Here is a 14245-nt window from a genome sequence, read left to right as displayed (position 1 = left end):
TTCCAAACTGAGGTGACCCCCTTGACTCAGCAGCAGCAACCTGAGCACGTCTCCACTTCCGCGAAAGCGATAAAAATATGCGCCTATTGCGGCGAAGCCAAACCGCTGGGCGAATTCCTGCGCCGCACCGGCAAGCGCTCCGGCAAAGGCTCGCGCCGTGGCGCTTGCCGCAGCTGCCGGGCGCGGAGGCCGGCGCCGCAGGCACGGCCAAGGCGGCGCGCAAACGCAAGCGCAAGCGCCGCAGCAAAAAGGCCGCGGCACAGATCGCGGCCGTTCAGGACGGCGCAAGCGCCGTTAATGCGGCGGCGCCGGCTGCCGCCGCGGGGCGGCACGGCGGTGAAGCCGCGCCGCCCAAGCGGCGGATCAAGCGGGCGCTGCCCGCCCCGCCGCCGAAGGTCGAGGGTCCCGACGTCCGGACCCTGCGACCGAACCGCAACGGCATGATCCGCCTGCGCGGGCGTACCGACAAAGGTCGGCGCTGGCAACAGGAGATCGACTATGATCTGGCGGTCACACTCGTGCGCGAGCATATGGCCGTCGTCGTGAACCCCTTCACCATCCGGCGTTTGTACACGAACAAAGCGTTCCGCCATTATATTTTGACGCGGGATGATTACACCTGCTTCTTCTGCGGGGAGTACGGCGATACGATCGACCACCTGCTGCCAAGAGCCAAGGGCGGTCACACGACCCCGGTAAACTGCGTCTGCGCCTGCAATCTCTGCAACCAGAGCAAAGCCGATCGGTGGCTGGACGAGTTCATGCAGGACGACGTATGATCAAAGTACACGTTTTATGTTCCATAGGGAAGAAGCGATAAGCTTATAAACCACCACATGTATCCGCAATCCGTACATTGAAGAGACCACGTTATGTGATTCTATATGAAAAACCGAATACATTTGGGCGGCTTTGAGCGATTTTGGCTAAATGTATATGAAATTTCATATACATTCGCGCCTACTGAAGGTGTTTGCCCAGAATCTATGCGAAAAACCGAATACAATTCGGTTTTTTCGCTTTTTCCGCTAAATTATATATGAAAAATCGAACACATTTCCGGACGCGTGACTTTTGCGCTTCGCCGCCCAGGAAGGTTTCCGAGTAAAGCCTGCCTGGTGTGCATGTTGCGCCCTTCACCTGAACAAAAGGGATAATGCTGCAAAAGACCACCAAAGAGCTGCTAATCCCACATCTCCACATCCAATCCGCATGCACTTTCTCGTCCGCCTTCACCTGAACAAAAGGGATAATACCGCAAAAGGGGCAAAGGGGACAGGACCTTCCCCTATAATCAGCCGCCAACTCACGCCCCGTACCCTTACGCCTCTAAGCTCGTCCTAACGGCATTGTCCGTCGAACCCTCGCCCGGGACGTAATCCGGCAGCTCCTTGCCGTGCAGCAGCCATAGCTCGTGCAGGGCGCGGGTGCAGCCAACGTACAGGAGCTTGGCGTCCTTGGGGCCGTAATGCTCCCGGTCAACGTCAGTCACGATCACCGCATCAAACTCCAGGCCCTTTGACAGGTACACCGGCAGCACCGAGATCCCACCGGCGTATTGCGTCAGCTCCCCGGTAATCAGGTTGACTTCCAGCCCACCTTGGATTAACGCGGCATGCAGCTCCTCTGCCTCCCGCATCGTTCGGGTTAATACGGCTACCGTACGGAACGAGCTGCCCAGCACCTTGTCCAACGCCTTCCGAATTAACGGCAGCCATTGCTCACTATCCGCTTCTAACAGTCGCACTGGCTCCCCGCTGCGGAATACCGGGACCGCCAGCAATTCCGTACCTACACCCCGTTCCAGGATATCGTTGGCGAATTGGATGATCTCCATCGTTGACCGGTAGCTGCGCGTTAATGCGAAATAAGCGGTCTCCTCCGGCCGGAACAAAACTTGCATTTCTTCCCAACTACGTACCCCTTTGTAGTAATGGATCCCTTGGGACAAATCTCCGAGAATCGTAAAGGAGTGCCCTTTGACAAAACGGTCCAACACATATACCTGAAACGGCGTAAAGTCCTGAGCCTCGTCGATCACGACGTGGTCGAAGGTCAGATTGCCGTCGATTTCGTGGATCAAAGTATATAAATACAAAAGGGCGGCCAAATCCTCTTCCTTGACTACGTTTTTCTTTAAGCGCGCCTGCGTCTCCTTCCAGATGCCCGGCGGTATCCGGTCGGAGACATCGGCCATTCCTTCCGTGCCGCCGCTTCTCCGGATGCCAAACAGCTCCCTGTAGAGGCTGAGCGGCGTCAGCTCCGGCCATTTTTTCGCATAGCTTTTTTCCCGTTGCTGGGCTTTTTTCTTTAGGTCCTTCAGGGCCGCCGCCGACGGCGCCTTCTTCAGTTCCATCTCGATCCAGCGATGGATCCGCGCCAGCACCCGTTCCTTGCGCCGGGCCACTGGAAAATGGCGGTATTCGCCTTCGAACCAGGCCAAGATCTCCTTACGCGGCAGCCGAGCGCCTTCCCAAGGCTCGAAATCGCCCTCAGGAACACAGGCCGACTCAAGCGAACTTACCGACGCATCGATGATCTCCTTAAACGCCATCGAGCCCTTGAAGCGTCCCGGCAGCTCTGTATCCTGCCACGTTTCCGCCCCTGTCGCTCCGCCGTCAAACCAGCGGGACAACGCCTCCGATCCATCGCTTGGGACCTCGTCCAGTCCCAGCACCTTAGCCGCCCAATCACTGAACGTGCTTTGCTGGATATCCCCGACCCCAAGCTCGGGCAGCACTTCGGATATATAGTCGATAAACATATGGTTGGGTGCAAAAATAACTAAACGTTCCGCCTTAATCTGTTCCTTATATTGATACAGCAAAAAAGCCAGCCGATGCAGCGCCACGGTCGTTTTCCCGCTGCCGGCTACGCCTTGGATAATCAGCGCCGTATTTTTCGCCGCCCGGATAATTCGGTCCTGCTCGGCCTGAATGGTCGAGACGATGTCACGCAGGCGGTTGTCCTTGTTCTCACCAAGCCGGTACACGAGGAACTCATCTGATACGGCCGGACCGTCGCTGTCGCGGTTATACGTATCCACGACCCGGTCCAGGATGCCTTTGCGGATCACGATGTTGCGCTTCAAGTAAACCAAGCCTTCGATCAAGCCTTCAGGCGCTTCATACGAAGCATCGTCCCCGCCGGTAAACGAGTAGAACAAACTAGCCACAGGCGCGCGCCAATCGATGACAATGGGGTCTTTGCCATCCGGATCGCCCACCCCGACCTTGCCAATATAAAGCGGCTTTCTTCTTCCCCTGCGCTCCTCAAAATCCAGCCGGCCAAAATACGGCTCTTGAATCGACTGCTCCAGCTGCTTCCGCTGGGTTTCCCGATTCTCCTCGAGGAGCTGCTCGGTAAAGTCATGTCCGGTGTACACCGGAATCGAACGCAGCCGTTGCAGCTGCCGATCGATCTCTTCCAAGGTGCGGTCCAGCCGCGCCTTCTCTTCTTGATAGGCACTTTGAAAATCATTCATTTCAGTTACCTCCTAAGGTTTTTGTGTACTCCAGACTCAAAAGGAGTTCCATTATACCACTACCTCAGGTCAAAAGGCGAATTTTCTCAAAAAAATAAGACGCTGGTAGACTTGTCTAACAAGCCTAATCCCAGCGTCTTATTTTTTCTATGCTTTATCCGACGGGCGCTTTAAGCCTGCCTTAAACTTCTCCACGGTTTGAGCAATCCGGCTCGCTCATGTTTCTGCCCGTTTGGCATCCAAGATCCACTCGATATACGCCTTCTTATGCGAAGGGGCTAACCCGCTCAGCGCTGCCGCTAGATCTTCGGCGTTTCCGGCGGCGGTGAGGGCTGCCGCTTCGCGTTTGTTCCGAGCTTAAGCCCAGCTGCTCCACCTACCCGGCCGGCGCATCCAGCACGAGCACGCGGTCGCTGTCCGCAGGTAACCGCAGCTTCTTGACGAGCTCCGGATTCATACGCTTACGCTTACGCCTCCGCGCTCCAGCAGCTCACGCACCGCTACGCTGACCATGATCAAGCCGACCACCGGCGGCACAAACGAGTTGCTGGCCGGCGGCTGCTTCGCCTTGCGGATTTTTGCGCCGGCTGGCGCGATTTTCTCCGTGACGTCCTTGCGCGGTCGTACCGGCGGTTCAGTCGAGAAAACGACCTTAACGCCCTTCTTGATCCCGTCCTCTCGCAGCTTCGTGCGAATCACACGAGCCATGGGGTCCATATGGGTTTTCGAAATATCCGCAACCTGGAATTTCGTCGGGTCCATTTTGTTGGCAGCCCCCATGCTCGACAAGATCGGGATGCCCCGCTGCAAGCATTGCTTGATCAGGTGAATTTTGTACGTAATCGTATCCGAAGCGTCCAGTACATAATCGATATCGTACTTAAACAGCTCTTCGTAAGTTTCTTCCGTGTAGAACATATTCAGCGCAATCGCTTCGCACTCCGGGTTAATGAGCTTGATCCGTTCGCGCATCAGATCGGCTTTCTTCTGTCCGATCGTCGTCGTCAGCGCATGAATTTGCCGGTTAATGTTGGTGATATCGACAACATCCTTGTCGATCATGATAATCCGGCCGATTCCGGTTCTGGCCAGCCCTTCGACGGCCATCGCTCCTACGCCGCCGACGCCAAGCACGGCAACCGTGCTTTTCTTGAGAATATCCAGACCCTCTGCCCCGATGGCGAGTTCTGTCCGCGAAAATTGATGAAGCATGGTCAGTGTACCTCCGTTAGGTTGACATCTTAACCGATTATTTCTTTACTTCCGCCAGCTTGGGAGCCAGCTTGATGTGCAGCTGATCCAGCTGCGATCCGTCGACTTCGGAAGGCGAGTTCATCAGCAAATCGGTTGCGCTCGCCGTTTTCGGGAAGGCAATCGTCTCACGCAAGTTGGAACGGCCGGCCAGCAGCATCACCAGACGGTCGAAACCGAAGGCGATCCCGCCGTGCGGCGGCGTACCGTATTCGAAAGCATCCATCAGGTAGCCGAATTTATCTTGAGCCTCTTCCGGCGACAAGCCGATCGCTTTGAACATCTTCTCTTGCACGTCGCGTTTGTAAATCCGCATCGAACCGCCGCCAACTTCATAGCCGTTCAGCACAAGATCGTAGGCTTGCGCGAGGATTTTCCCCGGATCGGTGTCGAACAGCGGCAGATCCTCGTCGCGCGGACGGGTGAACGGATGGTGCTCGGCGACGTAGCGTTTTTGCTCTTCATCCCAGCCAAGCAGCGGGAAGTCCACGACCCAAGCAAATTTATACACACTGTCGTCGATCAGACCAAGATCGCGGCCGATTTTCAGACGCAATGCGCCGAGGACGTCAGCAACAACCTTCTTGTTATCGGCGGAGAACAGCAGCAGGTCACCTTCTTCGGCGCCGGTGCGTTCCTTAATCGCTTCGATCTCCTGCTCCGTAAAGAACTTCACGATTGGACCGCGGAACTCGCCTTCCTTCACTTGAATCCAGGCCAGACCTTTCGCGCCATAACGGGCTGCATACGGTCCAAGATCGTCGATCTCCTTACGGCTCCAAGTCCCGCATCCTTTAGCGTTCAGCACTTTGACTTCCCCGCCCTTTTCGATGACCGAAGAAAATACTTTAACGCCGCTATTCGCCACAAGATCGCTGACGTTCACCAGCTCTAAACCGAAACGGAGGTCCGGTTTGTCCGACCCGTACTTATCCATCGCGTCAGCATAGCTAATGCGTTGGAATGGCGTAGGAATATCAATGCCTTTCGTTTCTTTAAACAGGCGTACGATCAACTTCTCCATCATCTCGAGCAGCTCGTCGCGCGATAGGAACGAAGTCTCGATGTCGACCTGGGTAAACTCCGGCTGACGATCGGCACGCAGGTCCTCATCGCGGAAGCAGCGGGCGATTTGGTAGTAACGCTCGATGCCGCTGACCATCAGCAACTGCTTGTACAGCTGAGGCGATTGCGGCAGGGCAAAAAATTCTCCCGGATGCACGCGGCTTGGCACAAGGTAATCGCGTGCCCCTTCCGGCGAGCTCTTGGTCAAGATCGGAGTTTCCACCTCAATGAAGCCTTCTCCGTCAAGGAAATCGCGGAATACCTTCGCCGCCTTGGAGCGCAGCCACAACGTTTGCTGCATTTCCGGACGGCGCAGGTCGAGGTAACGATATTTCAGACGCAGCGATTCATCCACTTCGATGCCGTCTTCAATGAAAAACGGCGGCGTTTTAGCTGCGTTCAACACTTCGATTTCGGTAATTTGCACTTCGATATCGCCGGTTGGCAGGTTCGGGTTGACCGTTTCAGGATCACGGGCTACCACTTTCCCGGTAACGGCCAGCACGTATTCGCTGCGCACGCGGTCGGCAATTTTCAGCGCTTCGCCGGAATAAGCCGGGTTAAAGACGATTTGCACAATGCCGCTGCGGTCGCGCAGATCGATGAACAGGACACCCCCCAAGTCCCGGCGGGTTTGCACCCAGCCGTTTAATGTAACGGTTTCCCCGATGTTCGCGGTGCTCAGCGCGCCGCAATGATGCGTTCGTTTCATCGTAACTCCCCTTTTCTTCGCGTTTTGTTTTTGTAGTTGTTTAGGTTACTGCAACTCATTCACCAATTCGCTTAACTTCACGGTACGCTGCTCGCCGCTGTCCATCGACTTCAGCGCGATTTCCCCGCGCTGCAGCTCATCGTCGCCGAGAATTGCGGTATAGCGCGCCTGCATCCGGTCAGCGGATTTCATTTGCGCCTTCATCTTCCGGCCCAGATAATCGCGTTCCGCAGAGAATCCCGCTTGCCGCAGCTTAAACAGCTGGGTCGTAATCTCCTTCTCCGCAGCTTCGCCTAAGGCAATCAGATACACATCCAGCGGCTTGACGGCGCCGAGCTCGATCTCTTGCTTTTCCAAAATCAGCGCGATCCGTTCGAGTCCCATCCCGAACCCGATGCCCGGTTGATCGGGACCGCCCACTTCCGCCACCAGCCCGTTATAACGGCCGCCGCCGCCAATCGTATCGATGGCGCCGATCCCTTGGGCTTTGTATTCAAAAGCGGTGTGCGTGTAGTAGTCCAACCCGCGAACAAGGCGTGGATTGATTTCATAGTCGATCTCCATCGCGCTCAGCAGCTCCTGAACCTTCGCAAAATGCGTGGTGCACTCCTCATCCAAACTATCCAGAATCGACGGCGCCCCGTCGAATTTATCCTGGTCCGTCTTACAGTCCAGCACACGCAGCGGATTGCGTTCAATCCGAGCTTGGCAGTCTTTGCACAAGCTGTCCTTCATCGGCAGCAGGAACTCCAGCAGCTTCTCGCGGTAAGCCGCCCGACTGGATGGATTGCCAACGGAGTTGATCTCCACCTTCACCCCTTGAAGACCCAGCTCACGGCAAAACTGATAACCCAGCGCCACAACCTCGGCGTCGATCGCCGGATCCGTCGCACCAAACGCCTCCACTCCAAACTGGTGGAATTGGCGTTGACGCCCTGCCTGCGGGCGCTCGTAACGGAACATCGGCCCGATATAATACAGCTTGCTGACGTCCGGTTCGCCGTACAGCTTGTTCTCCACATAGGAGCGGACAACGCCGGCCGTCCCTTCTGGACGCAGCGTCATGCTGCGATCCCCTTTATCCAGAAACGTGTACATTTCCTTCTCGACGATATCCGTCGTCTCCCCTACGCCGCGTTCAAACAGCGAGGTCTGTTCAAAGATCGGGGTCCGAATTTCCCGGTAATTAAAACGCCGGCACAAGTCCCTGGCCTTCTCCTCAATAAACTGCCATTTCTCGACGGTTCCTGGCAAGATATCCTGCGTGCCCGTCGGTTTCTGAAAAGCCATATTGTTCATCCTCCATCTCAGACTCGTAAGCCAATATAAAAAATCTCCCGTTCCTGTTTGATTCAAACAGGGACGAGAGATCGTTACGCAATCACCCGTGGTGCCACCCACATTCCGAATGTCGACTCTCAAAAGCTGCTCCGCTTCGCACATGCGCATCAGCTTCCAAGCATCAAATTCGCTTCAAACGGTTATCGCCCGCCTACGCCGCACGTCTACTCTCGAAGTCCAAGCCATAAGCCGCCTTAGATTTCGCCGCCGGTTCTCGGGGAAGTCTTTCGTCTAATCATCATCAGAATCCTTCCAGCCTGCTTCACCGCACGCATAACGAACACGATTGATCCGTCTGCTGCAACGAAGTCGGGGATTCCTCTCTGTGGGTGTGGGGTTAAACTACTTTGTCCCGTCATCGAATACCTATTCATTTTCATTCACGCCATAGACGTGACGTCAACTGTTATTTTTAGATTGTATGAAACCACCGCGCTAAAGTCAAGCCCGAGACGCGAAAAATGTCTACACAAAGAAAAAAACCTGTCACCAACGGGGTGCAGGTCCAAAAGGTATTATATTAAAAAGGGGGTCATGCCGTTATTATAAACAAGCAATGTTAAGGGAACATGTATCTAATATTACAGTTATATTACAAGAACCCTTATCCCCGGCTATTCCGTTACAACATAGCCCCCATGCTCGCGTAATTTTCGCACGACCATCTCATAATCGCTGTCCTTCACCTTTGCACTAAGAACATATTTCCAACCCTGCGGCTCGTCACCCGTTGTGATGGGAGGTTTCGATGTGATCAGTTGCTCTCCGTCTCCCATCGCTTGGCTGCGTTCACCATCTAACGTATCGCCGGTACCGTCTTCTCCCAAAGCTACCACGGGCAGCACGCTCTGCACGCCGCGTACCATACCGGGTACAGGGACAACTCCCGGGTTGTTTGCACCTGATGCGCTGATCACCCCGTTATTTAGAGGCAATAACGTAACTTGAAACTCATCGTCCTCGCCCCATTCGTTCGATACATTCCCTGCTTCAACCTCATTCGTGTTGTAGGCCAGCAGGGCGATACGCGCACCTTCCACTTGATCTTCTGTATTAAAATAGGCCTGAATATGTCTGGCCATGACCGATTCCTCCTTATTCATTCAGCATCAGCTTCCGGGTCGAGGGAGCCATTCGGCAGAGGGCCGGGTCTCCTGCATCATCGGTTCAAAGCGCTCCGGTTCGGCCAGACGGGCCGTCATCCGGGCTTCGCTGCGGTGTCCCGCTGTCATGAGCGGAGAGGATTGCCAGTCTCTCGATTTCACGGATTGGTGCATGTGAGCACCTCCTTTGGTCGTCAAGCTCTTTATCACAAGGTTGTACCAAAATCGGTCCGCTTATCCTACAGAACCCGAAATCCTGCATGAAAATGAAGGGAATTTGTCCATATTGCCCCGTTCCGTTGCACAGCAAGAAAATCTGTCCGATACCTTCCTCCTAACATAAAAGCGGGGCAAGACGCAGAATTTCCGCGTCTTGCCCCACTTCCGTATCCTCGCAGTTATCCCTCGCTGCCAGGGCTGTCCACGATCAGGGTCACCGGACCCCAATTCGTCAGCTGAACGTCCATATCGGCGCCAAACATACCGGTTTCGACCGTCAACCCTTTCGCCCGAAGCAGCTCGTTAAACCGCTCGTACAGCGGCTCCGCCGTTTCCGGCCGGGCCGCCGCCATGAAGTTGGGCCGTTTGCCCTTGCGGCAATCACCGTACAAGGTAAACTGGGAGACCGACAAAATCGCCCCGCCGATCTCCGTAACCGCCAGGTTCATCTTGCCTGCTTCGTCTTCAAATATGCGTAAGCCGGAGATCTTCTCCGCCAAATAGGCGGCATCCTGCTCGGTATCCTCATGCGTCACGCCAACCAACAGCAAGAGCCCCGGTCCGATCGCCCCTACCGTCTCTCCCGCTACGACCACGCGCGCCTCACGGCAACGCTGCACAACCACTCTCATCTTGGTTTGAATCCTTTCCTATCTGCTACTGCATAATCCGGTGAACCGTGTACACATCCTTCACCCGTTTGATCTTCTCCACAACGGATTGCAGATGATCGGTATTCCGAATCAGAATCGTCATATGCACCAAAGCCATTTTGTTCTTATCCGACCGCCCCGAGACGGCCGAAATATTCGTTTTGCTTTCCGACACAGCCTGCAGCACTTCGTTTAAGAAGTTACGACGGTCGTGCCCGGTAATTTCGATATCGACACTGTAATTCGCTTCGATCGAATCTTCCCATTCCACGTCGATCACACGCGCCGCCTCTTCGCCTTCTCCTCCGCTCGGGATGTTCGGACAGTCGCTGCGATGCACGGATACGCCGCGGCCGCGGGTGATGTAACCAACGATCTCGTCGCCAGGTACCGGATTGCAGCATCTAGCAAACCGCACCAGCAAATTGTCGATCCCCTTCACGACGACGCCGTTCGTTGGGCGATGCCGGCGTTCTTCCGGCGCTTTCACTTCTTTGACCTCGGTGGTCAACTCGATGTGTCCAGCCGCTTCCTCCTGCTCCTTGCGCAGCTTCTCGGTCAGCTTCGTCACGACTTGGGAGGCCGTGATCCCGCCGAACCCAATCGCCGACAGCATATCGTCGATGTCGTTGAAGGCATACTTCTTCGCCGCTTCCAACAGCTTGTCGTCGCTCATCCACAAGGAAGGCTCGAGCCCCGCCCGCTTCAGCTCGCGTTCGATCGCTTCGCGTCCTTTTTCCACGTTTTCTTCGCGCTTTTCCTTCTTGAACCATTGCTTGATCTTGCTGCGAGCATGGGAGGATTGCGCAATTTTGAGCCAGTCCTGACTAGGTCCGTACGAGTGCTTGGAGGTCAAGATCTCCACGATGTCCCCGGTTTTCAGCCGATGATCCAGCGGGACGATCCGTCCGTTCACCTTGGCCCCAATCGTACGATTGCCAACTTCCGTATGGATACGGTACGCGAAGTCCAGCGGCACGGAGCCTGCCGGAAGCTCAATGACTTCCCCGGACGGCGTAAACACAAACACCAGGTCCGAGAAGAAGTCCATTTTGAGCGATTCCACGAATTCGGAAGCATCCTTGGCTTCATGTTGAAGCTCCAGGATTTCGTTAAAGAACGTAATTTTGTTCTCGAGACCGCTCGTCCCTGCGCCTTCCTTGTAGGCCCAGTGCGCGGCAATCCCGTATTCTGCCGTCCGGTGCATTTCCCATGTGCGGATTTGAACCTCTGTAGGTTCCCCGTTAGGCCCAACGACCGTCGTATGCAACGACTGGTACATGTTCGCCTTCGGCATGGCGATATAGTCTTTAAACCGCCCCGGCATCGGCTTCCATAACGTATGGATGATCCCCAGGGTCGCGTAACAGTCCTTGATATTGTCCACGATGATACGGATGGCCAGCAGATCGTAAATTTCGTTGAACTGCTTGTTTTTCATCGTCATTTTCTTATACACGCTGTAAATATGCTTGGGTCGCCCAGACAAATCCGCTTGGATGCCCATTTCGTCCAGCTTCTCGGCGATACGGGCGATCACGTTCTTGATGTATTCCTCGCGCTCCGCCCGTTTCTTGCGCATCAAGTTGGCGATCCGGTAATATTGCTGCGGGTTCAAGTACCGCAGGGCAATATCCTCCATTTCCCATTTGATGGCGGAGATCCCGAGCCGGTTCGCGATAGGGCAGAAGATTTCCAGCGTTTCATATGCAATCCGGCGCTGACTCTCCTCGGACTGGTATTTCAATGTCCGCATGTTATGCAGCCGGTCCGCCAATTTGATGACGATGACGCGGATGTCTTGTGCCATCGCAATGAACATTTTACGGTAGTTCTCGTTCTGCTGCTCTTCTTTGGATTGGAATTTGATCCGCTCCAGCTTGGTTAAGCCGTCAACGAGCAATGCACAATCACTGCCGAAATGCTCCTGTATCTCCTTTAAGGACACTGTCGTGTCTTCCACCACATCATGAAGCAAGGCCGCAATGACCGACAGCGCATCCATTTGCATGTTCACTACAATATCCGCTACGGCCAAAGGATGTAGGATATAAGGTTCTCCGGATTTGCGAACCTGTCCGTGATGGGCTTGATCCGCAAACTCGTACGCTTCCCGAATCCGCCTCAGATCCGGTTCCTTTATATAGGCAGACGCCTTTTCGAGTAATTGCTCTATGCCCATTGAGATCCTGTTGATTCCTTTCTATATGAAAATATACTGAAAAAACGCATACAAGAGCATAATTCGCCTCATTTTGATTTCCTATAATTATGCCTCTTGCGTTCCCTCACGTCAACTCCAGGTATTGTCTTCGCTGCACGGACAGCATCCCGGCAAGATCTGCCTGCCTTCGGGAGGGTAGACCGACCAGCCGATGAAGGGATTACCTGGGAAAGAAAAACAAAAGTCAAGTATTTTTATGTTGAAAATTGTCGCCAATGTCATTATCCTATTAAGGATAGTTATCTTATGAACGTATCTATAGAGGAGTGAACTCGTTGCAACGTGAAATTCAAGTGAATGAGAAAGTCCCGTTCGGACCGGGCGTGCTGTTAAGCCTGCAGCACTTATTTGCCATGTTCGGAAGCACGGTGCTGGTGCCTAACCTGTTTGGCGTCGACCCCGGCATGATCCTGCTGATGAACGGCATCGGTACCCTGTTGTACATCCTCATCTGCAAAGGGAAAATCCCTGCTTATCTGGGTTCCAGCTTTGCCTTCATCGCACCGGTTCAGGCGGTTCTCCAGACTCATCCGGGGAACGGCTACGCTTTGGCTCTCGGCGCGTTTATCGTCACCGGCGCGATCTTCGTTCTGATTGCGCTGCTGATTAAATATGCCGGCACGAAGTGGATCGACGTCGTATTCCCACCAGCCGCTATGGGGGCTATCGTTGCCCTGATCGGCCTGGAGCTGATTCCCGTCGCAGCCGGCATGGCCGGATGGATCACCGATGGCTCGGAGGGCTGGACGCCAGATGGAACGTCCATCACGCTGTCGCTCGTGACGTTAGTCGTTACGGTACTTGGCGCTGTCTTGTTTCGCGGCTTTCCGAAGATTATTCACATCTTGATCGGGATCGTCGTTGGTTATGTTCTAGCTTTATTCATGGGTGTGGTCGACACCTCAGCGATCGAACAAGCGAAGTGGATCACCCTGCCGACGGTCACAACCCCGCAATGGGATACCTCCGTCATCATCTCGATCGTGCCGGTCGCGCTGGTCGTCATCGTGGAGCATATCGGCCACCTGCTGGTGACGAGCAACATTGTGGGCAAGGACTTGTCCAAGGACCCGGGCTTGCACCGGTCGCTGATGGGGAACGGGATCTCCACGATTCTTTCCGGTTTTGTAGGCTCCACGCCGAACACGACCTATGGGGAGAACATTGGTGTCATGGCATTAACCCGCGTGTTTTCTGTGTACGTGATCGGGGGTGCGGCGATCTTTGCCATCCTGCTCTCCTTCTCCGGGAAGTTCTCGGCAATCATCGCTAATATTCCGGATCCGGTTATGGGCGGCGTATCCTTGCTGCTGTTTGGCGTTATCGCCGCCTCGGGCTTGCGGATCTTCGTGGAGCAGAAGGTGGATTTCTCCAAGCCTACCAACATGCTGCTGACCACCGTTGTGCTGGTCATCGGCCTGAGCGGCACCCAACTGACCATGGGTAACGTCGTGCTGAAGGGTATGGCCTTGGCAACGATCGTTGGCATTGTGCTTAGCCTGTTCTTCAAGCTCATTCAAGTGCTGAAGTTAAGCAACGATAACGAAGAAGCGGCCCATTAAGCTCACTCTTCTATACAAATTAGGGGCTGTTGCCATGTGATACGTGGCAGCAGCCCCTTTTGTATGGGATCTATTTTTATTCGTATTGCACGAGTGAAAAGACTTCAATTCCCGGCAGCTTCTTGCGGCCTTCCAGCTCACTTAACTCAATCAGGAAGGCAGTACCAACGACGTTCCCTCCTAGTTGACGAACCAGATCCACAGAGGTTGAGATCGTTCCCCCAGTCGCTAGCAAGTCATCCGCAATCAGCACGTTTTGCCCCGGCTTTACCGCATCGCTGTGCATCGCTAACCGGTCTTTGCCGTATTCCAGGTCGTATTCCACCTCAATCGTTTTGTAAGGCAGCTTCCCACTCTTGCGGATCGGTACGAACCCGACGCCAAGCGCGTAAGCCAGCGGCGCACCCACAACGAAACCGCGGGCTTCAGGGCCGGCAATCAAATCGATCTTCAAATGAGATACCCGCTGCTTCAGTTCGTCGATCGCCTTGCGGTACATGTTACCGTCATTGAGCAACGTCGTAATATCCTTGAAGCTAATGCCCGGTTGAGGGAAATCAGGAATCACCCGGATGTACTCTTTAAAATCCAAACCAATCTCCTCCTAGTTCAAATGCGTGCAAATCATTTC

Annotated in this window: 10 protein-coding genes and 2 pseudogenes; 2 read left to right on the top strand and 10 right to left on the bottom strand. The window is 54.6% G+C overall.

Translation table 11 applies throughout. The features are described from left to right. Positions 1-407: 407 nt before the first annotated feature. Positions 408-779 (top strand): annotated as a pseudogene (locus ACL02P_RS00780) (HNH endonuclease); the annotation flags it as partial. Between the two features lie 542 nt (positions 780-1321). Here ACL02P_RS00780 and ACL02P_RS00775 read toward each other — a convergent pair. From ACL02P_RS00775 to ACL02P_RS00735, 9 genes and pseudogenes are all read right to left on the bottom strand, one after another. Beyond that, positions 1322-3484: a HelD family protein gene (locus ACL02P_RS00775; protein ID WP_412836622.1), complete on the bottom strand. Its 2163-nt coding sequence runs from the start codon at positions 3482-3484 to the stop codon at positions 1322-1324. Positions 3485-3700: 216 nt separating this feature from the next. Continuing rightward, a pseudogene (locus ACL02P_RS00770) lies at positions 3701-3784 on the bottom strand (YdeI/OmpD-associated family protein); the annotation flags it as partial. A 153-nt stretch (positions 3785-3937) separates the two neighbouring features. Beyond that, a complete protein-coding gene (locus ACL02P_RS00765; RefSeq protein WP_260070218.1) occupies positions 3938-4696 on the bottom strand; it encodes a tRNA threonylcarbamoyladenosine dehydratase in 759 nt (252 codons plus the stop codon). A 37-nt stretch (positions 4697-4733) separates the two neighbouring features. After that, a complete protein-coding gene (aspS, locus tag ACL02P_RS00760; RefSeq protein WP_260070217.1) occupies positions 4734-6512 on the bottom strand; it encodes an aspartate--tRNA ligase in 1779 nt (592 codons plus the stop codon). Between the two features lie 45 nt (positions 6513-6557). After that, positions 6558-7802, bottom strand: coding sequence for a histidine--tRNA ligase (gene hisS / locus ACL02P_RS00755; RefSeq protein WP_412836621.1), 1245 nt, complete (start codon positions 7800-7802; stop codon positions 6558-6560). Positions 7803-8467: 665 nt separating this feature from the next. After that, positions 8468-8935: a hypothetical protein gene (locus ACL02P_RS00750; protein ID WP_412836620.1), complete on the bottom strand. Its 468-nt coding sequence runs from the start codon at positions 8933-8935 to the stop codon at positions 8468-8470. A gap of 27 nt (positions 8936-8962) precedes the next feature. Then, complete coding sequence (locus ACL02P_RS00745; protein WP_260070214.1) at positions 8963-9130, bottom strand: hypothetical protein; 168 nt, start codon at positions 9128-9130, stop codon at positions 8963-8965. A 224-nt stretch (positions 9131-9354) separates the two neighbouring features. Further along, positions 9355-9807: a D-aminoacyl-tRNA deacylase gene (gene dtd, locus ACL02P_RS00740; protein ID WP_412836619.1), complete on the bottom strand. Its 453-nt coding sequence runs from the start codon at positions 9805-9807 to the stop codon at positions 9355-9357. Between the two features lie 25 nt (positions 9808-9832). Further along, positions 9833-12010: a RelA/SpoT family protein gene (locus ACL02P_RS00735; RefSeq protein WP_009224405.1), complete on the bottom strand. Its 2178-nt coding sequence runs from the start codon at positions 12008-12010 to the stop codon at positions 9833-9835. A 317-nt stretch (positions 12011-12327) separates the two neighbouring features. Between ACL02P_RS00735 and uraA the strand changes: the two genes are divergently transcribed. Next, entirely contained in the window at positions 12328-13614 is a 1287-nt protein-coding gene (uraA, locus tag ACL02P_RS00730) for a uracil permease (RefSeq protein WP_036644729.1), read from the top strand. A gap of 76 nt (positions 13615-13690) precedes the next feature. Here uraA and ACL02P_RS00725 read toward each other — a convergent pair whose 3' ends face one another. Then, on the bottom strand, positions 13691-14206 hold the full coding sequence (locus ACL02P_RS00725; protein ID WP_009224407.1) for an adenine phosphoribosyltransferase: 516 nt from the start codon (positions 14204-14206) through the stop codon (positions 13691-13693). Positions 14207-14245 lie beyond the last annotated feature (39 nt).

Source organism: Paenibacillus sp. MB22_1, assembly GCF_047200555.1.
GTDB lineage: Bacteria > Bacillota > Bacilli > Paenibacillales > Paenibacillaceae > Fontibacillus > Fontibacillus phoenicis.
This window is presented reverse-complemented; position numbering and strand designations above follow the sequence as displayed.